The 21,681-nt window shown below is 58.1% G+C and carries 17 protein-coding genes; 3 read left to right on the forward strand and 14 right to left on the reverse strand.

Annotation, left to right across the window (positions count from 1 at the left end; all coding sequences use genetic code 11):
• Positions 1-89: 89 nt before the first annotated feature.
• The 10 genes from E4M07_RS22375 to E4M07_RS22420 form a co-directional block, all read right to left on the reverse strand.
• Positions 90-482, reverse strand: coding sequence for a Zn-ribbon domain-containing OB-fold protein (locus E4M07_RS22375; protein ID WP_136660636.1), 393 nt, complete (start codon positions 480-482; stop codon positions 90-92).
• Positions 479-1,654, reverse strand: coding sequence for a thiolase domain-containing protein (locus tag E4M07_RS22380; protein ID WP_136660637.1), 1,176 nt, complete (start codon positions 1,652-1,654; stop codon positions 479-481). Before E4M07_RS22380 ends, E4M07_RS22375 begins: the two co-directional genes overlap by 4 nt.
• Positions 1,655-1,770: 116 nt before the next feature.
• Entirely contained in the window at positions 1,771-2,580 is an 810-nt protein-coding gene (locus E4M07_RS22385) for an SDR family oxidoreductase (protein WP_246660560.1), read from the reverse strand.
• 304 nt (positions 2,581-2,884) lie between these two features.
• A complete protein-coding gene (locus tag E4M07_RS22390) occupies positions 2,885-3,697 on the reverse strand; it encodes a nitronate monooxygenase family protein (protein WP_246660561.1) in 813 nt (270 codons plus the stop codon).
• 265 nt (positions 3,698-3,962) lie between these two features.
• Complete coding sequence (locus tag E4M07_RS22395) at positions 3,963-4,772, reverse strand: enoyl-CoA hydratase/isomerase family protein (RefSeq protein WP_136660638.1); 810 nt, start codon at positions 4,770-4,772, stop codon at positions 3,963-3,965.
• A gap of 52 nt (positions 4,773-4,824) precedes the next feature.
• Positions 4,825-6,027, reverse strand: a complete 1,203-nt coding sequence (locus E4M07_RS22400) for a CoA transferase (protein WP_136660639.1) — start codon at positions 6,025-6,027, stop codon at positions 4,825-4,827.
• The gene (locus E4M07_RS22405) at positions 6,024-7,997 is read right to left on the reverse strand and encodes an AMP-binding protein (RefSeq protein ID WP_136660640.1); all 1,974 of its coding nucleotides are present in this window, start codon (positions 7,995-7,997) and stop codon (positions 6,024-6,026) included. The genes E4M07_RS22400 and E4M07_RS22405 overlap by 4 nt, the downstream gene beginning before the upstream one ends.
• Positions 7,994-8,488 carry a MaoC family dehydratase gene (locus E4M07_RS22410; protein ID WP_136660641.1) on the reverse strand — a complete coding sequence of 165 codons (495 nt, stop codon included), beginning with the start codon at positions 8,486-8,488 and terminating at the stop codon, positions 7,994-7,996. The genes E4M07_RS22405 and E4M07_RS22410 overlap by 4 nt, the downstream gene beginning before the upstream one ends.
• A 5-nt stretch (positions 8,489-8,493) precedes the next feature.
• Complete coding sequence (locus E4M07_RS22415; RefSeq protein ID WP_136660642.1) at positions 8,494-9,372, reverse strand: aldolase/citrate lyase family protein; 879 nt, start codon at positions 9,370-9,372, stop codon at positions 8,494-8,496.
• Positions 9,373-9,380: 8 nt separating this feature from the next.
• Positions 9,381-10,544: an acyl-CoA dehydrogenase family protein gene (locus E4M07_RS22420; protein WP_136660643.1), complete on the reverse strand. Its 1,164-nt coding sequence runs from the start codon at positions 10,542-10,544 to the stop codon at positions 9,381-9,383.
• An 895-nt stretch (positions 10,545-11,439) separates the two neighbouring features.
• Between E4M07_RS22420 and E4M07_RS22430 the strand changes: the two genes are divergently transcribed.
• Positions 11,440-12,264, forward strand: coding sequence for an enoyl-CoA hydratase (locus tag E4M07_RS22430; RefSeq protein WP_136660645.1), 825 nt, complete (start codon positions 11,440-11,442; stop codon positions 12,262-12,264).
• Between the two features lie 651 nt (positions 12,265-12,915).
• Here E4M07_RS22430 and E4M07_RS22435 read toward each other — a convergent pair.
• The 4 genes from E4M07_RS22435 to E4M07_RS22450 form a co-directional block, all read right to left on the reverse strand.
• Positions 12,916-14,001, reverse strand: a complete 1,086-nt coding sequence (locus E4M07_RS22435) for a tripartite tricarboxylate transporter substrate-binding protein (RefSeq protein WP_136660646.1) — start codon at positions 13,999-14,001, stop codon at positions 12,916-12,918.
• 72 nt (positions 14,002-14,073) lie between these two features.
• Complete coding sequence (locus E4M07_RS22440; protein ID WP_206057358.1) at positions 14,074-15,510, reverse strand: sulfatase-like hydrolase/transferase; 1,437 nt, start codon at positions 15,508-15,510, stop codon at positions 14,074-14,076.
• Between the two features lie 20 nt (positions 15,511-15,530).
• On the reverse strand, positions 15,531-17,504 hold the full coding sequence (locus tag E4M07_RS22445) for a tripartite tricarboxylate transporter permease (protein WP_136660648.1): 1,974 nt from the start codon (positions 17,502-17,504) through the stop codon (positions 15,531-15,533).
• Between the two features lie 37 nt (positions 17,505-17,541).
• On the reverse strand, positions 17,542-18,060 hold the full coding sequence (locus tag E4M07_RS22450) for a MarR family transcriptional regulator (RefSeq protein WP_136660649.1): 519 nt from the start codon (positions 18,058-18,060) through the stop codon (positions 17,542-17,544).
• Positions 18,061-18,381: 321 nt separating this feature from the next.
• Between E4M07_RS22450 and E4M07_RS22455 the strand changes: the two genes are divergently transcribed.
• Both E4M07_RS22455 and E4M07_RS22460 read left to right on the forward strand, forming a co-directional pair.
• Complete coding sequence (locus tag E4M07_RS22455) at positions 18,382-19,278, forward strand: TAXI family TRAP transporter solute-binding subunit (protein ID WP_169054346.1); 897 nt, start codon at positions 18,382-18,384, stop codon at positions 19,276-19,278.
• A 125-nt stretch (positions 19,279-19,403) separates the two neighbouring features.
• Complete coding sequence (locus E4M07_RS22460) at positions 19,404-21,674, forward strand: TRAP transporter fused permease subunit (RefSeq protein ID WP_206057359.1); 2,271 nt, start codon at positions 19,404-19,406, stop codon at positions 21,672-21,674.
• Positions 21,675-21,681: the final 7 nt, after the last annotated feature.

Genomic DNA, 21,681 nt, shown 5'->3' on the forward strand with positions numbered 1-21,681 from the left:
AAACCAGATTTGAGCCGAAAACTCAAGCCATAACCTGGAATGAGCCGATCAGGCCGACCGGCCGCCGCGGTCGCGGGAAATGACGTCAGTCAGTCTTTCAGTGGACGGAACACCGGCAGCGCCTGACCGCTTTCGCTCTTGCGGAACGTCACCTCGACGGGCATTTCCACCCGCAATTCGTCGAGATCCGCCTCGACCAGGTTGGTCAGCATGGTCACGTCTTCTTCCAGCCTTACGTAAGCGATTGCGTAGGGTTGCTTTGCGCGTCGCATCACAGAGTACGAATAGACGTGCCCCTTGCCGCTCGCCTCCATCCAGGAAGTCTCGTTAGAAAAGCAGCACGGGCAAATGGAACGGGGATAGAAATGCGTTTTGCCGCAAGCGTCGCATTTCTTGACCAGCAGTTTGCCGTCATTCGCCGCCTGCCAATAGGCCTCGGTCTCTACGCTAATGTCCGGGTCGGGATAGGTATGTTTACTCATGCGTCGTTGCTCCCCAAAATGACGGTTGCCGCCCCGGTGCGTTGCGCAATCCCGCCGCCTGTGCCGTGGGCCAGCGCCAGGGTACAATCAGGAACCTGCACTGCCGGGTGCGCCTCCCCACGCAGCTGACGAACCGCCTCTATGACCTTGGTCATGCCACCGCGGTTCGCCGGATGATTGTTGCAAAGCCCGCCACCGTCGGTGTTGAAGGGCAATCTGCCTACGCCCGAGATCAGGTTTCCGTCTGAAACGAAAGCGCCGCCTTTGCCTTTTTCGCAAAAGCCGAGATCTTCCAGTGTTTCGAGAACCGTTATGGTGAAGCTGTCGTAGATCGAAGCGTAGTCGATATCTGTCGGTACAACGTTGGCCTCGTTGAACGCAATCGGCCCGGATATGGCCGCGCCGGTGTAGGTCAGATCGAAACGCCCGCCATTAAGGTGCTTGATCCCCACGCCTTGCCCCAGGAGTTTGACGCTACGGTCGCCCAATGACTTTGCAATTTCCGGGCTGACCACCACCAGCGCTCCGCCCCCGTCCGATATCACGCAGCAATCAAGGCGGTGCAGGGGATCGGCGATCATCGGCGAATTCACGACGTCCTCAACGGTCACGATATCGCGCAACATGGCATGCTGGTTGTGATGGGCATGGTGGCTGGCGGCAACCTTGATCCAGGCCAATTGTTCGGATGTCGTTCCGTATTCATACATGTGCCGCATTGCGGCCATTGCGTAGAGGTTTGCAACCATCGGCCGGTAGGGATGTTCGAAGCCCCATTCCGGCGGTTGCCCGCCGCTTGCCGTCCCGCTTTTTAGCTGTTGCATACCTTCGGCGCGCGGACGGCCGGCAAGTGTGATGAGACCCACATTGCACTTGCCGGCGGCAATGGCATCTGCCGCGTGCCCGAGATGCACCAGATAGGACGATCCTCCGGTTTCGGTCGTATCGGTGTATTTGAGGTTCAGGCCCAGATATTCCGCCATTCCGAGCCCGCCCAATCCGGGAAGCGAGCTGTCGGAAAAGAAACCGTCAACATCGTCCTTGCTCAGCCCTGCATCGGCCAACGCACCGCGCGCCACTTCGGCGTGCAGCATCGGCACAGTCTTGTCGACGGCCTTGCGTGTGGGATGTTCATAGATTCCAGCGATATAAGCCCTGGCTGCTCGTGCCATAATAATTCCCCAATGCGTTCGGACGGGTGTGCGGGCAGGCGACTATTCAGGCCTTCCGGCCCGGTCGTTGTGCTGCGTTCCAATCAACGCGGCCGATCTCTGCCCGCACCACGGCATCAAACACCGATTGTGTAGCCGCCGTTTACAGAGACGTGCTGGCCGGTCATGTAACTCGCCCCTTCCGACAACAGGAAGCACACCGGCTTGCTTACTTCTGCGGGTGTGGCGACGCGGTTCATGGGGATTTGTGCCATCAAGCCATCGCGAAACTTGTCGGACAGGATGACTTCGGTCATCGGGGTTTCGACTGCGCCGAAGAGGACCGAATTGACGCGGACACCGAACTGGGACCACTCCCGGGCGGCGCTCATGGTGAGGCCCAGGACACCGGATTTGGCCGCGCCGTAGTTGATCTGTCCGATGGTGCCGCGCCGGCCCGCATCCGAGCTGATATTGACGATCGCGGCTGGAGACGTATCCCCATCCTCGATGCGCTTCAGCATGTGCTGCCCAACCGCCTGCAGGCAATAGAAAGCGCCGGACAAGTTGACATCGATGACCGATTGCCAGGTTTCCTTTGTCATATTCTTGGCCATGGCCGCCCGCACGATCCCGGCATTGTTCACAAACCCGTGGATCGCGCCGCAGGAGTCCGCTGCTTGTTGCACCATCCCCTGAACGAAGTCGTAATCGGCAACCGATCCGGCGTGGGTCTCCACCCGCTCGCCAAGGTCGCTCGCAACGGATTCAAGCTTTTCCTGGTTCAGGTCATTCAAAATGACTTTTGCCCCCAACTGATGGGCAAGGCGCGCGACGGCCTCGCCGATACCCTGGGCCGCGCCGGTAACCAATATGTTTCGCCCGGTAAGTTCCATTGGATTGATCATGCCGTGTCCTCCTGCGTCGTCACATGCATAGTTGTTCATATATACGAATATTATTCACTTATACATAAAGCAGAAATGGTGTTCAGATTCAAGTTCCCAAAACTTCAATTCTCACATTGGCCGTCACCGGCAGGTTTTCATTTGGAACGGCTTTGATTTTCGAAGGACCTTGACCGATCATTCGACAATGCGCGCAGTCGTCCTGCGACGCCGCAATTGCGTAATTGTCGCCGTTTTGGTTATCTGCCCGTCTGCCAAACAGCCGGTTCCCGGCGCGCGAATATGGTTGCCTGATCGACTGCAGGGCAGGGACCCTTCACCGGCGGCCGGGCATTTCACGTGCTCACCAGCCCCTAACTTGCTCCAGCGCCGCAAAATACTCGGAAGCAACCCGATCGACGACCTCGCCGGCGGGGCAGATCGCCTTGACTGCGCCGATCCCCTGGCCCGAGCCCCAAATCTCCTTCCAGGCTTTTGCTTCATTCATCCTTTTCTTGAAGTCCATCGAGGGCGGATCCGCACTGGCCAGCTCGTCGGGATCAAGTCCGGCCCGCGATATCGAAGGCTTCAGGTAGTTTCCGGAGATGCCGGTAAATAGCGACGAACTCACGATGTCCTCGGCGCTGCTGTCGACGAGCATCTGCTTGTAGTCTTTGACCGCGTTTGACTCATTCGTGGCAATAAACGGCGATCCGATATAGCCGAGATCGGCCCCCACGGCGCGGGCGGCCAGCAGTGCCCTGCCGGTGGCGATCGAGCCGGACAACAGAAGCGGGCCGTTGAACCACTCGCGTATCTCGTGAACGAGGGCGAAGGGCGATTGCGGGCCGGCATGTCCCCCGGCGCCTGCGGCGACGGCGATCAAACCGTCGGCGCCTTTATCGATCGCTTTCTTCGCGAATGTGTTGTTGATGACGTCATGGAGCGCGATTCCGCCACAGGAATGCGCAGCCTGATTCACTTCGGGACGGGCCCCGAGCGAGGTGATCCATATCGGCACCTTCCAACGGGCACAAATCTCCAGATCCCGCTCCAGGCGCTCATTTGACCGGTGCACGATCTGGTTGACCGCGAAGGGCGCCGCAGGGCGATCCGGATTGGCCTGGTTGTGCCGATCGAGCTCGACGGTGATCTGCTGCAGCCAGCGTTCGAGCATGATCGGTTCGCCCTCGGCCTCGCGAGCGTTGAGTGCCGGAAAGCTGCCAATGATTCCAGCCTTGCACTGGGCAATGACCAGCGCGGGTACGGAGACGATGAACAGGGGCGCAGCAACGGCCGGAATGCGAAGGCCCCGCAAAGCATCTGGCAAATGTGCGTCGCGCGAAGAATGGATGTTCAAGGGCTGGCCTCCTTAAAAGGGACTGGTTTGGACGTTGCTGCCGCCCTTCGCCGGGCGTCGTCTAAACACGATCTTGTTTCCACTAAAGCGGGGAATTCGGTGAAAAGACCGGTGCACGTTTTTCCCGATGCGACGCCAGCCCCTCGACAACCTCCGGGCCTGTGAAGCCGAGCATCTCCAGCGCCGTTGAAACGTCGAACGAAGGACCGGCCATCCGCAACCAGTTGTTCATTGCGTATTTGGTCCAACGGATGGCATTTGGTGCTCCGCCTGCAAGCCGTGAGGCGATTTCAATGGACTTTGCTTCAAGATCGGCTTCGTCGACGCAAAGAGAAACCAATCCAACCTCGGCCGCGCGCTCGCCGGTCATCGGCTCGCAAAGCAACAGATGATATTTTGCCCGCGCCATTCCGCACAGGAGGGGCCAAATGATGGCCGCATGGTCCCCGGCAGCCACACCAAGCCTTGTATGACCGTCGACAATCTTTGCATTCGGCGTAGCGATTGAAATATCGGCCAGAAGCGCGGCAACCAGGCCCGCACCGACGGCTGGACCGTGAATAGCCGATACAATGGGCTTGCCGCAATTGATGATGTTGTAGACGAGATCGCGTGTTTCTCTCCACAGGCGAGCACGCGCATCGAAATCTTCTATGAGTTCTTCGATCATTTCGAAGTCGCCCCCGGCCGAAAAACCGCGGCCGGCACCTCGGATGATAACGGCGCTGATACTTTGGTCCTTGTCCACTGCACGCCAGATTTCCGTAAGCTGGCGGTGTCCTTCGGAGTCCAGCGCATTCAGCCGTTCCGGTCGATTCAGGGTAATTCGCAAAACGCCTTCAGCCGGGTGGTCAAATGACAGCTGGTCATATTCAGAGAAGTCGAAACTCATGTCAGGGTTTCCTCCGGTCTCATTTTGTTTGACGGTTTAAGGCGAGATCGGTCTAGTCGGCCGCCAGCGCCGTGCCGTCTCGGAGCAAATCGTCGATTTCTGATCTCATCAGCCCTGCCTCTTCCAAAAGCTCCACCGTATGCTCGCCCAGCATTGGCGGAGCCGTCCGCGGCTTCCGGTCGTAACCGTCGAACAGCAACGGCATACTCAGAGCATTGATTTCGCCGACGGCTGGGTGCGGCATTTTCGAAATCATGTCTCTTGCCTGCGCCTGCGGATGGTTCAAAGACTGCTCGATGCTGTGCAGCAGCGAGTTGGGAACTCCGGCCTCGGAAAGGCGAGCCGCACATTCTTCTGCCGTCAGATTTCTGACCTTGTCGGCGACCAGTCCGACCGTCTCATCGAAGTTCTCAACCCGGGCGGCGTTGGTCGCATAACGCGGATCGTCTACAAGCTCCTCGTAGCCCAGAACAGAACAGAGTTTCTTCCAGAGCGGATCGTTTCCGACAGCAATGAGGATGTATCCGTCGCTTGCCTTGAAGGCCTGATAGGGGCACACCGACTCATGTCCGGATCCCAAACGCTTTGGCTGAACACCATTTGTCCAATAAATCTGCGAGGGGTAGCCAAGGAACGAAAGCGCCGTTTCGTACAAAGACGCCTCTATGAGTTGCCCCTGACCGGTTTGGTCGCGATGGCGAAGAGCGGCGAGAATGCCGAGCGCGGTGTGCACGCCTGTCGTCTGATCCAATGGAGAAAACGCGCTGCGAACCGGTCCGCCGCCCTTTTCTCCTGTTATACTCATGATCCCGCTGAAAGCTTGAATCATCATGTCGTAGCCCGGTTCCTTGGCAAGCGGGCCGCTTCGTCCGAACCCCGATATGCTCGCGTAGATCAAATCGGGCTTCACTTTCGTCATTGTGTCGTAGTCGATGCCCAGACGTTGCGTGACTCCGGTTCGGAAACTTTCGACCAGGACATCGGCATCGGCGACCAGGTTTTGCACGACGCGTTTGCCTGCATCCGTCTTCAGGTTGATAGCAAGGCTACGCTTGTTCTTGTTGACGCTCAGGTACACGGCGCCGTCTCGCCCTGAAAAAGGCGGCCATGCGCGCGTGTCATCGCCGCCGCAAGGCTCGATCTTTATGACGTCCGCGCCAAGATCACCAAGATATTGCGTGCAAAGTGGTCCGGCCAAAACCTTTGACAGATCAATGACACGGATACCGGACAACGGGCTGAAGCGTTCAGTCATGCGGGGTCTCCTTTGCTACCCACCTGTCGCACTTCGGCCGTTGCCTGTGCGATTGCATCAAGTGTTTCTGGATTTACGATTGAAGTGAGATCACCTGGATCTTGCTGAAGGCAGGCGGCCCGTATGACCCGGCGCATGACCTTCATGTTGCGGGTTTTCGGAAGATCGGCGACCGGTATGATGAAAGAAGGCCGATAAGGGGCGCCAAGTCCGTCAATGATCACAGCTTCCAGCTGCTTTGCCAGCTGATCGCTCCAGGCAACGTCCGGCATCAAAACCACGACGCAACCGACCGATTGCCCCTTGACCGGATCCGGAATTCCGATTGCGGCCGCTTCGGCGACCTTGCCGGTTCCAGTGAGCAGCTCTTCGATTTCCGACGGGCCCGTCCGCTTGCCGGCAATCTTCAGCGTGTCGTCGGAGCGACCGAGGATATACCAGTATCCGTCGGAGTCCTTGTAGGTCCAATCTCCCTGGCACCACACGCCTGGGATCTTTTCCCAGTAGCTTTGCAGATACCGTTCATCGTCGTTCCAAAGGCTTCGGCTGAGGCCGATGGAATGGTCGCGCAGTACCAGCTCACCCACCTTGTCTGCGGGCAACGACCGACCGAGTTCGTCGACGACGTCCGCGCTCATTCCGGGAATGCAAGTGGTGAAAGCACATGGCTTCATGCGGTGCAGCACGCTCCCACACAATATGCCCCCGCCGACTTCGGTGCCTCCCGAGTAATTGAGGATGGGCACCCTGCGGCGGCAGACCTTCTCGAACACCCAGTGCCAGGCTTCCGGAGTCCATGCTTCACCGGTGGAGGCCAGAACGCGCAGTGATGACAGGTCCCTTTGATCGATGCCGCCGCCGCCGCTCTTGATGAAAGCTCGCGCAATCGTCGGAGCCATGCCCAGGAACGTCAGTTGGTGCTCGTCGATAAGCCGCCACAGGCGGCCGGGATCGGGGTAGTCCGGTCCACCTTCGACGATCAGCATCGTTGCACCGATCAAAGTCGTGCCAACAGCGATTATCGGTCCGACGAGCCAGCCCATGTCGCTGATCCAGAGCAGCCGGTCTGACGGCTTTAGATCCAGCATCAATTCCATGTCCAGGATCAGCTTGGCCAGGAAACCGACATGGGAATGGACGGTACCTTTGGGCTTTCCGGTCGTTCCCGACGTGTACATCAGCATCAACGGATGTTCAGCTTCCAGCACCTCGGTTGAGCGGTCGCCGGATTCGGAAAGGACTAGCTCCTGGTAGTCATGATCCCGGCCCGGTACAAACGGACAATCAAGCTTGCCTGACTGGAGAACGACCACTCTTGCCAAATCCGGCAGTTGCGCGGCAGCTTCATCGAGTGTGGCCTTGAGCGGCACGAGGCGTCCGCGGCGGGATGTGCCGTCAGCTGTGATCACCGTGGTCGCACCGGCATCGGACAGCCTGGAAGCAAGTGCGGCGGCACCGAAACCCGAAAACAGCGGTAAAGCGACGGCACCTATTTTCGCGACAGCCAGTATTGAGGCGATCGCTTGAGGCAAATTGGGAAGATAGATTCCGACAACCTGCCCGCGGCCGCATCCGATTGCACGCAGGCCAGCGGCGAGCGCGTCAACCTCATCCGTCAATCGTTGGTAGGTCCAGCGTTCAACGACGCCGGCTTCGCTTTCGAATATGATCGCGTCTTTGTTCCAGACAGGTGTGCTGCGGTACCGGTCGAGGCAATTCAGAGCAACATTCGTCTGTCCCCCAACACACCATTTCGTAAATGGTATACCGCGGCTCTCGTCCCGTAATTTGGTGAAGGGAAGATAAAACATAAGGCGCGCAAGAATCGCATTCCAGAACCAGTCGGAATTGGCTGTTGCGGCCGACAGCAGGTGGTCGAAATTGTCAAGGTCATTTTCCTTGATGAATTGTGTGAGATTGGCCTGATCTACCAGCGACTGGGGCGGATGCCACACGAATGCATCGGTCATGCCGTCGCTCCCGATTGGCCGGTTTCTGAGGTCTTGCGCTTCATGAGCGCCTTGCGGCACGCCCTGACAACGAGCTTTTCCTCCTGATTGAAGCCACGCATCTCGAACTCGACGATTCCCGCGTTCGGGCGGGATCGGGACTCGCGCTTTGACACAATCTCTGTCTCGGCACGGATTGTGTCGCCGATCCGAACGGGGTGTGGAAATTCGATTTCTCCGAAGCCTAGATTTCCGAAGGTGGTTCCCAAGGTGAGTTCGCCAACGCCGACCCCCGAAACCAGACCGAGGGTGAAAATGCTGTTCACGAGCCGCGTCCCGTGCATTTGGCCGCGAGAAAACTCGACGTCCAGGTGAAGCGGCTGCGTGTTGTGTGTCAGCGCCGTAAACAGAAGGTTGTCCGTCTCGGTCACGGTCCTGGTAACCGCGTGACGGTAGACCTGTCCGGGCTCGAACTCCTCAAAGTAGCGTCCGATCGGGCTCTCGATGATCATTTCAGTCAACTCCGATCCAGATTGCGGGCGTATTCGAGGATCTCGTTCGCCGTCTTGACATGAGCGTGATCGATATGTTCGCCCCTGAAGACGACCGCGGCCTTTCCTTCGGCCTGCGCGCGCCCGAAGGCGGCGATCATGTCCGTGTAATATTCAATGTCCTGCTGCGATGGTGAGAAGGCAGCGTTGATTACCGGTACATTGGACGGGTGCAGAGCCAGTTCGCCATGAAAGCCAAGCTGGCGGTTGAATGCAGCCCAACTTGAAAGTCCCTTCAGGTCGTGGACGTCCTGCCAAAGGCCGCCGATGGCAAGTTTTCCAGCCGCGCGCGCCGCAGCGACCGCACTTGAACGCAAATAAAGAGTCTCCAGACCTTCCAGCGACCACTGAAATCCGAGTGACCTTGAAACATCGCCGTTTTTAGAACTCGCCGCGATCAACAGCGCGACACGCGGGTGACGCGCTATTTCGCGGGCAAGAACAAGCGAATTCGCAGTCTCAAGCACGGCTGCGAACACGATACTATTCAAAGGCAATCCAGCGCGGCTCTCGGCTTCGCTCACCATTGCATGCGCGACATCTATGTCGGACATGTCATTGGGCTTCGGCAGCACGATGCCTTCCAGGCCCGGCTGCGCCAGGCGGAGAATCTCATTGAAATCGTAAATATGCACCAGGCGATTGATGCGAACGTAGACACGCTGCCCCGCCCGTGACAGTTCCTTGACCTTGTCGGCGGCCACCGCGAGCGCCTCTGCCTTTGCGCTTGCGGGAACACTGTCTTCCAGGTCCAAAATTATGGCATCCGCGCCGCTATGAGCCGCTTTGTCGATCCAGCCTGGCTTGCTTGCGGGTGTAAAGAGTAATGATCGAATAGTACGCATGAAGATAACTAGTATGATTTTGGAAGATCTAGGATTTTTTCTGCGATGTTGCACAGGATTAACTGCGGACTTACTGGCGCAATGCGCAGTATCATGATTTCCCGAAGCAGCCGTTCCACGTGATATTCTTTCGCGTAGCCGAAACCGCCATGGGTCAGCACTGCGTTTTCACATGCCGTGAATGCGGATTCGGACGCCATCAGCTTGGCGGCGTTAGCTTCCGGGCCGCAGGAAATCCCCGCGTCGTAAAGTCGGGCAGCATTGAATGTCAGCAGGTTCGAAGCCTCGAGCTCCACCCATGAACGCGCCAGCGGGTGCTGTATGCCCTGGTTGGCGCCGATCGGCCGACCAAACACGACCCTTTCGCGTGCGTAGCGTGCGGCACGCGAAAGAGCCGATCGTCCTATGCCGACCGCTTCCGCAGAGACAAGGATGCGCTCGGGATTGATCCCGTGCAGAATGTACTTGAAGCCTTGCCCCTCCTCTCCGATCCGGTCTTCAACCGGAACCGGAAGCCCGTCGATGAAGAGCTCGTTTGAATCGACCGCTTTGCGGCCCATCTTGTCGATCTCGCGGACATCCACGTATTTTCGATCGAGCTTGGTATAAAAGAGGGAAAGCCCTTCCGTCGGTCGCTCCACCTCCTCAATCGGCGTGGTGCGGGCGATGATCATCATGTAGTCGGCGACCTGCGCCGTGGAAATCCAGACCTTCTGCCCGGAAATGTAGTAGGTGTCGCCTTTGCGAACGGCCTTCGTTTTCAGTTTTGTCGTGTTCAAGCCGGTGGTCGGCTCGGTAACTGCGAAGCATGCTTTTGCGTCACCGCTGATGAGCGGAGCCAGCATACGTTGCTTTTGTTCCTCGGTGCCGAATACGACAACGGGCTGCAATCCGAAAATATTGAGGTGAATGGATGATGCCGCGCTTAGGCCGCCGACCTCGGCAACCTCCTGAAGCATTGCGGCCGCCTCGGTAATACCCAATCCCGATCCGCCATACTCCTCGGGCATGGCGATCCCAAGCCATCCTCCGCGGGCCATTTCCTTATAGAAATCTTCCGGAAACCCGCCCTTGGTGTCGAGATTCAGCCAGTATTCATCGTCGAACCGGGAGCAGAGCGCCTTGACCTGTTGACGGATTTCCGAGTGCTGTTCCTCATTTGTGAAACTCATGGATGCCGTGCCCTGTCTGGAAATTGCGGTTCAACTGTTCGTTCTGATATATGAATTTATTTCTTATATACGATCACAAAAGACCCTGATATGTCAATAGGGCGGGAAAACTGCGGCCCGGATCCATAACTCATTTACAGAATTCGACGAACTGCAATCACGGCCGCCTCTGCACGCCAGAGCGTTTTCTAAATCGGCAACCGAGACAGTTGAGGGCGAGACAGATGTAAGGTCCGGCGCGATGTTGGAAGCGCGATAAGAAGCTGCTTTTATATTATAATTCCCTGCGCGCCCGGCCACATGGTTTTCGAAGCAATACGCGTCTGGGCTGCCAGTGTGGACCGAATGCTACAGAACCAGAAAACGATCCCATTCAGTCATCTCGGCCCGGAGAGACCAACAAGCCCCGAGGCGGTACGACAATGGCTCCGGGACGGTTTTCCTTATGCCACGTCGATCCGCCCTCCGGACTCAATTGCATAAATATGCTCGCATAACTTGAGGAGATTTTCGGGTTTAGGCCGACATTCCTCCACTAATTCGATCGCAGATTTCGTATATTAGTCCATTTTCCGTATTTACGGTTGACAGATGGCCGATAGCCCATGGTACTTAAGGCAGACGTGACCGCCTCAAAGGGGAAAGCAATGACGGCCGGATCGATTAATGCGTGGCAAAAGGCATCGAAATTGAAGCCGATCGGGCAAGCCCGTTTCAAGCACAGGCAGGTGATCGGCCACCCTGCCACTGCCCTGATCATCAGAAACTTCTGCTCGTCACAGCCACCACGTTCATTTGCAACCGGTTCGGCATTTGGGTGGCTTGATCTGCATATGCATCACGAGATTTCGGGTTCCCGAATGCGCATTCCAAACTGGTTTGGATAGGACTGAAAATGACCGAAAAAGTAATTGAGACGGGTACACCAACGCTGATTTGCTCGGTTTCGAATCGTGTCGCGACCATCGCTTTCAACTACCCGGAAAAGAAAAATGCCATGGCGCGCGAGATGATGAGCGCGCTTGGTGAAACACTGACGAGGATCGAAAGCGACAGCGACATAAGAACAGTCGTGCTGACCGGCAAGGGCGGGGCGTTCTGCTCCGGCGGCGATGTGGGTGGCATGGGCAGTGCTTTGGGAGGTGGCCGGGAACCGGACGCCGAGGCCTTGATCGCACACATCCGAAAATCGCAGACAGCCGGCACCTTCCGCATATACGAATTTCCCAAACCGGTGATTGCCGCCTTGCCCGGTGCAGCCGCCGGAGCCGGCATGTCGCTGGCACTGGCCTGTGACATCCGGGTGTGCGCCGAAAGCGGGTTCCTGCTTCCGGCTTTCGGAAAAATCGGACTGAGTGGGGATCACGGCGGCAGCTGGCTTCTCAGCCGGCTTGTCGGACCGGGAAGGGCACGCGAGATCTATTTCACCAACCGCAGGATTCTGCCGGACGAAGGTCTTGCCCTTGGCCTTTTCAACCAGGTGGTGCCCGATGAGGAACTCGTGTCGGCAACGAAGGAACTCGCCGAGAAAATCGCCGGGTTTGCTCCCCTGGCGCTGCGGTACATGAAAGAAAATCACAATCGCGCCGGTTTTTGCGATTTCCGGACCGCGCTGGACTGGGAGGCCGACAGGATGATCCGAACGATGTTGAGCGAAGATCATCGCGAGGGTGTAAGAGCTTTTGCGGAAAAACGGCCACCGGAGTTCGGAAAGCACTGAACGCGGAAAGTCCGACGTCGAGCCTCGCGCCGAATTCCGAGCGAAGGCCGGTTCGCGCAGCAGAGCTAATTCTAGGATTTGAACTGCAATGCCTGTTCGACAAAGTTGGCAAAATTTCCAGTCGTGCGCTTAGCGATTGCCCACGATTTTTTTGTTTGCGGGGCCAGGGGAATAAATAAAGCAATTTCAGTAATTTAGAAATATGACGGTATATCTGACGGTATGCGCGAATTGTCGCAGAAATATCTGCAATAATATCAACAGATTACCGGTCCAATTGATCATCGAATGGGAGTGAGGAGCGGTTGAAGTGCGCAGCGCTTCAACGGAAAGGTCCAGTGGACCTTTTCGAGCGACGAACGCCCTGAGAGCTGTGCTCGAAGGGCTAGCGCGTGGATCCGTGTTAATGGCAGTTGACCAGTGTTCTCACAAGCAATTGATTATATGTCTTCTGGGGACTATGAGTTTTGTCGTAACTGTCGGATTAACGCACGGCGGACTGTTTGCAACCACCGCCAACAGGAGAATGCGGTTTCTAATCCTGCCCCGCCGGCATTCCCTTTATTGTCGCCGAGATCTGAGGCTGTAAAAAAATGGCAGAGAATAGGGTCAGCCCCCAGTTCGGGCTGACCAGATGACACACAAATTCTGTTACCTGCGTGCCTGCTCGGAATAGGATTTCAGAAACTCAATTGTTTCCGCATCGGTCTCCATGAGCGCGTTGAATTTCGCCTGTGCATCCGCGCCCGACAATCCAACCGGGACGAAACCGGCTATTTTCTTGAAGTCTTCCTGAAATAGCGGGTCTTCCAGGGTCGCTGCAAAAGCCTCCCGCAGCGCAGCCACCGTTTCTGCCGGCGCGCCCTTGGGGATCACGACGGCCCGAAGCGCTGTGGCGCGGATCTGGCCGATGACACGCAGAACGTCATATTCCGGCCCGGATGGTTTCTTGCCGAATTGTGCCTCATAAAACTCGTCGAAGGTTGGAACGTCTGAAAGGCTTCCGGGCGCCCGTTGCATGGTGCCGTCCTCGGAAGGCACGCCCAGGGAATAAAGCGGGATCGACTGGCCGGTGTCAACGAGATTGGGAACAACCCGTGAGATATAGCCGGTCATCGAGTCGGCCGTCATATCCACATCCCCCTTCAGCAAGGCGGCGCGGATTTTGCCCGCGGATTTGTACCCTGTAACGTTCTCGTATTCGACACCAAGGAGATCCAGCGTGGTGCGCAGCATCAGGTCCTTGGCGCTTGCCGGACCGTGCCCCGCGCTTTTGATCGGCTCGTCCAGCGTGAAGATGTCGGTCGGTTCCTTCAGATTGTCGGAGGTCCGGATGTGGAAGATGAAGTCTTCCGGGATGCCGCCGATGAAATCGAAATCCCCATGGGACACGGTCAACGCCTCATCCCCCACGATCTCGGCCATCAGGGTCACGGAAAAGACACCGATATTGTACCCGTCATTCGGGACGGCGCTGCCGACATAATTGATCCCGACGATCCCGCCGGCACCGGGTTTGTTGTTGAAGACCACGCGCGGCTCTCCCGGCAGATGGCGTTCCATATGGGAGAGCAGCGAACGGGCCGTGATGTCCGTGTTGCCGCCAACACCAAAATTGATGAACACGTTCAGCGGCTTTCGGTCGTACGGGCCGTCCGCCAAGGCGCTGGTGCCCATGGACACCGTACCCGCGATAACGATCACTGCGGATGCCAGGATTGTCCTAAGTCTCTTCATTGTAACTCCTCCTGTGTTTTGCAATGAGATTTGCAGATTGCGGATTGTTCCGCTTCTATCGGCCAAGGACCGCTAGAGGGTCGGTGGCGGTGTGCCGCTCATTCCTCCTGTTGCAATCACGGCGGCGGCGCCACCGTGCCGATCGACAACGGCTTCCTGGTCACGGTTGGCCCGCTCATCCACGTGCTCGGGATCGCAGATGCGCCGAAGCTCCGCCTCCAGGCGCGCGCAGACGTCCTGGTGTTGGTCGCTGCGGCCCAGGTCGGTCAGTTCGTCAGGGTCGTCGGTCAGGTTGTAAAGCTGCGGTGGCAGGCCGACGTAGTAGATGAATTTCCAGGAGCCTTGCCGCAGCATGAATGCGCCGGACTTCGCGCCCATCGCATGGTATTCGGAAAAAACCGCACGGTTCTCGTTGTCCGGTTCTGCGACAATGTCCATCAGGGATCGACCGGGCAGGGATGTGTCGTCTTCAGCCGCATCCCCCGCCGTTTGAACGATGGTGGGGTAGATATCGGTCAGGTTGATCGCTGTCCTGCAGACGTGGTTTTGCGGCACGTCAGGGCCGGCCATTATGAACGGGACGCCCACCGATTCTTCGAAGAAATTGGATTTGCCCCAAAGCGCACGCTCGCCAATGTTGTCGCCGTGGTCGCTGGTGTAGATGGTCAGTGTGTTGTCGGCGAGGTTCGACCGCTCGAGCGCATCAAGAACGCGGCCGATATTGTGATCCATAAAGCTGACCAGCGCATAGTAGGATGCGAGCGCTATTTTCGTGCGGTCTTCGGTAAAATTGTCGAACAGAATGCACTGCCGCATGGCCGCATGCCATTTATGCTCATTTTCCGGAACCGGTTTTGAAGGGAAAAGACCCTGATCCGCATAGATTTCATAGAATTCGGGTGGGGCGATCAACGGGAAGTGCGGGGCAATGAGCGAGACGAAAAGCGTCCATGGCGGATCATCCGGCGTCCTTTTGCAAAGGAACTCGACCGCCTGGTCGGTGATTTGAGTATCGTAGCGAATGTATCGCGTATCGCCCGGCCCGATGTTCTTTGCCATGTTGCGCGATTTGGGTCGCAGTGGCAGGGGTTTGCGGACCGACCCCAGGATATCGCCGACACCATTGATGACATGCATCGGGATTTGCGTGAAGCCGAACCCGCCATCGCAATCATTGTCCCGGTAGTGGAGCTTGCCGATGGAGCCGACTTCGCGCCCCATGCCCCGCAGGACATGCGCCCAGGAGTTGGGTGTGCCTTCATAGGGGTGCGCGTTGTCCCAATGTCCGGTCTGGTGGATGTAGCGCCCTGTGGCGATCGAAGCGCGGGCAGGAACGCAGATCGGTGAGGGCGTGTAAGCATCGCTAAAGAGGGTGCCGCGTGCCGCCAGCCGATCGATGTTTGGCGTACGGACATCCGCGTTTCCGTAGCAGCCGAGGACTTTGCGCGTATGCTCGTCCGACATCAAAATGAGTTGGTTGAGATGGGAATTGTCGGTTTGCTCTGACACGTCAGGCCTCATTCATTTGACTACGGGAAAGTAAAGAACGGTGACGGGTACCAGATGACCGGCACTATTTTTTCAAACAGCAGATAAAGAACCGCCGCCATCGCGGCGGCGTAGGCTGCCGTGATCTTGACGCCGTATTTTCCCCAGATCAGCAGGTACGCGATGACGAACGCGATCAGCGCAAGGAACTGCCCAATCACAAAAAAGGTCAAAAGGAGCACGGACAATAGCAGGAGGGCGAACTTCAGCGCCGCCGTGAGTTCCGTTTGCGCCAAGGACCTGAGGTCCTTGTACAGCTCCGATCTCAGTCCTGTTACGCTTTTGATGTCGTTGAACAAGACCGCCGCCGCGAGGGGCAGGGTCACGGCCACCACCACAAGCGGGAAGAGCTTTGATCCGTAGGTCCAGTTCAGGGCGGCCAGTCCTGCAAAGCAGGTTGTTGCGAAGACGAACAGTGAAACCGGCATGGACAGGCCATGCGCATAGATCGCGGCCCCCTCGCTTTGCGTGGCCTCGACATTTGCGCCGGTCTTGCGGTGTCTGCGAACTGCCAGCACCACGGCGGCTGCGAAAAGTGCGGCAAGGACGATGACAACGGGGCGCTGGAAGGATGCCGCGCCATGGGTCTGCGCGCTGAGATGCAGTGCGCTTTCCATGATGCCGCCCAGGATAAAGCCCAGCACCAGTGGTGGCCGGGACCACCCGCCCTTTTTCATGAAATACCCAAGCGCGCCGAAAGACAGCAGGAGCATCCAATCGCCGAGGGCGCTGCGCTCAATCCAGGACCCCATGAATGTGAACAGCATGACCGCGGGGACCAGAAGGTGACCGCTTACAAAGGTCAGCTTCGCAACCTGGTTGCCCCAGACAAGCAGTGCGATCGCGCCCAGGAGATTGGCGATGGCCAGCGACCAGATCAGGCTGAATGTGATGTCGATATTGCTCAAAAGCATCTGCGGTCCGGGCTGCAAACCCTGCATGGTGAAGGCGCCCAGCAAAATGGCCATTGACGCACTTCCCGGGATCGCGAATGCGATGGTTGGCAAGAGCGCGCCACCTTTCATGGCGTTGTTGGCGGCCTCGGGCGCAATGACGCCACGGATATCGCCTTTTCCAAACCGGCTTTTGTCCTTGGCGGTCTGTACGGCATGTCCGTATGCAACCCAGTCCACGATTGCCCCGCCGAGCCCAGGCAGCATGCCGATATAAACACCGATCACCGTAGACCGCAGTCCCAGCCACCAATGGGTGAAGGCGTCTCTCACGCCCTCCAGCATTCCGGACTTGGCCATGTTCCTTTTTACGCGGGAGATCGAACTGTTGCTGACCGCCAGGTCCAATATTTCAGGGATAGCAAACAATCCAAGCACCATCGGAAGCAGTGGGATGCCGTCCAGAAGATAGGTGAAGCCGAACGTATAGCGCGGCTGACCGCTGAATTCCGCGAATCCGATGGTTGCCAGCAACAAGCCGAAGGAAGCCGCCGCCAGGCCCTTGAGCATGGAGCCCCCGGCCAAAGAGCCCACCATGGTCAGGCCCAGAACACCCAGCGCGAAATATTCGGGATCGGAAATGGCAAGGGTCAGCGGTTCCACGAGAGGAAGCGAAAACGCGAGGATGACGGCGCCAAGAACCCCTCCGATAGCGGAGACGGTGAACGCGGCGCCAAGAGCGCGCGCCGCCTGGCCATTTTGTGCCATCGGATATCCATCGAGAATCGTCGCTTGTGACGCGGCTGTTCCGGGCACGCCCAGCAGGACCGACGCGAGTGTGTCGCTGGTTGTCGTCACCGCATACATGCCGATCAGAAAAGCGAAGGCGGATGCCGGCTCCATTCCGATCGTGAAAGGCAGCAGGATCGCCATTCCGACAAGGCCGGAAAGGCCGGGGACGGCGCCGAAGAACAGGCCCAGAATGATACCCAGACCAAGGTAGCCGAAGGCCTGAGAGCCGACGACCAAGGCCAGGCCATCCCATGCACCTCCCACATCCATCCACGCTCTCCCCTGTTAAAGCGCACCGCAACTCGCTTTAGACCGATACCGCATGGCTTCTTGACGTTTCCAAATCAGAACTGGTTTCGGCAAGGTGGGTTTCGAAACGCGTGATCAACCCCAGAAAGGTTTCCATCTCGTCGGCGGTGAACGCTTTCGCAAGGGCTCTGCGGCGCGCCTTCATGACGGGAGCCGCGCGCTCATAGGCACGCCGCCCCTTGGCCGTGACGTGCACCAGGGAATTGCGTTTGTCCTCGGCGCTTCGCTTCGTGGTGATGTAGCCCTTACTCCGCATCCCCGGGAGCGCGCGGCTGATCAATGAGTGGTCCGAGCGCTGGATCAGGGCAATGTCCTGCACGCTGAGCGGCCCGGCCTCAACCGTGTCCCAGAGGATTCGCCACTCAGTAATCGTCAGCTCGCCGGTCGACTTCAGCAGTCGCTGGGCTTGAACGCTCGATGCCGTCGAGGCTGCGAGCAATCTCAGGAAAAGATTCGCATCCTGATTGCCGCATCGGCTGGCAACACGTGCCGCTCGGGCCTTGGCGTCGCTTCCCATATCTCCTCCTCTCTACCCAATGTAAATCGCAGTTATTTTTGTATGACATGTCACGCAGTTGACGAATTACGTGACAAGTCATATAATTTTTTCTTACTGGTGTAAATGGCAAGGCGTCCTGTTTCGGGCGCACCTGATCTGACGGCACATGGGAGGGAAATCATGCTGAAGTCATCCATAATCGCTTCGTTCGTCGCGCTGGCGCCGGTTGCCGCCGCGGCGCAGGTCACCCTGACGGCGGAAACGACATCGCCGGGCTCGACCCCGCATTACATCGACACTACGCTGGCGGCTGTCCTGGAAAGTGCAGGCGTGGCAAAAATGCAGATCACGGAAGGCGCAACACTGACCAATTCGGTTCAGGCCGTCGCGGAAGGACAGCTGGACATGACGCCCGCGCCGATGATCTTGCCGTTTTTGTTGGCACGGGGCATCGGACCTTACGCCGGCATCGGCGAAGAAAGAGGAGCAGAGCTTGCAGGAAACATGCGCGCCTTGTTTTTCTCGTCATCCTCCGCCTTCGTGTTCACCCACTACAACAACAGCGACATCACCGACATCAGGAATATCGAGGGCAAGCGGATCTGGAACGGCCCTGCGCGCGGCGCGGCGCTGACATCGGGGCGTGCGCTGATAAAGGCGTTGTCGGGGCTCCAGGACGGCACGGGATACGAAGGCGTGCAGACCAATTGGCCGGACATGGTCTCGACCATTACGGGCGGCGGGGTGGATGGCTGGGTCAGCCCGGAAGGTCTGCCCTCGGGCCGGCAAATCACCATCGCCGCAACGGGCGGGATCACGATCCATGACATGCCGTCGGATATTCTGAACAGCGAGTTGGGCCAGCAGGTCGTCAATGCGCCGGGGCATGCCCGCTACACCGTACCGGTGGATGAATATCGCGCGGCCTACGAAGGCAATGACATCACGATCGTCACCGACGATGACACGTTTGACACGTTTGCGGTTGCCTTTGCACAGAGCGTGCATGCCTCGATGGATGACGACTTGGCCTATGCTATCACTAAAGCCTATCTTGACGCCGAGGAGCGCTTCGCGACAGGCGCCCCAATCGGGCAATATCTGTTCCTGAGCTTCGGCGATATCGACGGCGTCCGCGAAGGCGCCTGCGGCCCTGTTCAGATGAAGATGCATCCCGGTGCGATCCGCGCCTATGAGGACGCGGGTCACAACATCGCAGACTGCTTGCGGCCCTGACCTGACACCGCGGCGGTCGGGCGTATGCCCGGCCGCCCTCGCAACCATACCAGTTCAGACCCATGACACAGATCACATCGAAATCCCCATTCGGGCGGCGCCTCGCATTGTGCCTTGCTGTGATGTTGGTCGTCGTCGGCATGGTGAATACGATGCCGGAAATTCCCGGCCTGCAGGATTGGGCGCGCGAAGTCACAGGCATACGCTTTTTCCGGGTATCGGGATTCCCGCCCGAATATCTCTACCCGCCTCTTTTTGCGTTGATGATGCTGATCGTCGCGCTCGACGCCAGCGTCTATCGCGCATGGAAAAAGGAGCGGCCTCGCAGGGCATGGCTTGGAGCGGCGCTCGACATAGGCCTGGTCACGGCCGCGATCCTCGGTGCCATCGGGTTCTGGGTCGAAATCGACTCGATCTGTCTCATCGACCAAATCACCGGCGAGCGGCAACGGTTGATCCAGGACGCGCTGGAGCGGTCGACGGACGCGATCCCGGGCATCACGCTCGAAGCGGAGGTGCCGGCTTGTCAGGCGCGCTTCGGAATCTGGATCATTCCGCTGCTTTTTGCGATCATCGCGCTGTTCTTCCTTTACAGCATTCGCGTATGGGGACTGCCCCTGGTGATCGTCGCAAGTGTGGTGGTTCTCTACACCGTTGCGACAGCGCTGATCTGGTTTTTTGGCATCAGCGAAAACAACTTTCTCGTGACCAAGCTGGGGGCCGACGGGGGTGATCCCCTCACGGCGGCGATCCAGAAGGCAACCAATGTGTTCATAACGCCCGACGGGTTCATGGGCCGGTTTATGGACATCGTGATCAACCAGGTATTTCCCTATGTGATTTTGGGCGCGCTTTTCGGGACCTCCGCCGGCGGCGTCTCGCTGATCAAGGCGGCGGTGCGATGGACGCGCAACCTGAGAGGCGGCCCGGCCCACGCAGCAATCGCGTCTTCCGCCGTTTTCGGAACGATCACCGGCGGCCCGGTGACGAATGTCCTGTCCACCGGAAGGCTTACGATACCGATGATGCGGCGCAACGGGTTTTCGCCCCAGTTCGCCGGTGGCGTCGAGGCGGCAGCGTCGTCCGGCGGACAGATCATGCCGCCCGTTATGGGCGTGGCCGCGTTTGTTCTGGTGGCCCTCACCGCAGTGCCATACGCGAAAGTCATCACGGCAGCTTTTATCCCCGCGCTCGCGTTCTTTTTCTCTTTGTTCCTGGCGGTGATGTTTCAGGCGCGCCGCGAGAGGGTCGAACCCGTGCGCAAGGTCCCCGATGACCTGGTCATGGTTCGGCAGGACTGGTTGAACCTTGTCATAATCGTTATACCGATCTTGACGATCCTCGTCCTGCTCCTGGGCAACAAAGATGCTTTGGGCAACAGCGTTCTGGCCGCGATTTTGCCCGCTGGTGTGATGCAGACCATCGTAAACGCCACCGGCGACGCGGTGTCCGCGGGCTGGTGGGCGGTTGCCGTACTGATACCGCTTCTGCTTCTTGACCCCGATACGCGGGCGCGGCCATCGCGGATACTGGTGTCCCTGGGCGAAGGCGGCATTCTCCTCTCGCGACTGTTCCTGCTGCTTTTCGCTGTGTCGATCATCGCCGCCTTCCTCAATGAAAGCGGTCTGACCGGTGAATTGACCCGAGGTGTCAACACATGGCTGGAGCGCGCGCAGACATTGCACGTCTTCGGTCAAGAGGTGCGGATTGTCGGTGGTGTGTATCTGATGCTGGCTTTGATCTGTGCGATGTTGAGCGCGATCTTGCTCGGCATGGGGATGCCCACGGTTCCGGCCTATGTGAATGTGGCGCTTCTGATGGGACCGCTTCTTTCCAGTCTTGGCATAAGTTACTTCACCGCCAACATGTTCGTGTTTTATTTCGCGGTTGCCTCGGCCATCACTCCGCCCGTCGCCATTGCCGCTTTCGCGGCCGCATCCGTCGCACAAACCGAACCCATGCGCACGGCGTTCGCAGCAGTGCGGGTGGGCATTGTGATGTTCACCATCCCGTTTGTCTTTGCGTGGTATCCGGAGCTTCTGCTCATTGAGGACGCGATCACCATCAAGGACGACAACGGCCGCAGTGTCCTGATCGAGGGATACACCGGTCAATTCAACGGGGCAGCGCTGGCTTTTCTGGTCCTCCGGCTGGCCCTTTCACTCTATCTGATCGCGTCCGCCCTGACCCGGTTCGACATTGGACCGATGTCACGATGGGAGGTGGCAATCCGTCTGGTCCTGGCGGTTTTGATCCTTTGGAAAGTCCCCACGATTATGTGGATCGGAATTGTTGCTGCGAGTCTCGTCCTTGCAGCGCATATTGCCATGAACTGGAACGGAAAAAATGACTCGCATCCGAGCTATGAGCGATCCGCGCGACACACCGGCAGGTGACCTTTGT

Source organism: Nitratireductor sp. XY-223 (assembly GCF_004959855.1).
GTDB lineage: Bacteria > Pseudomonadota > Alphaproteobacteria > Rhizobiales > Rhizobiaceae > Hoeflea_A.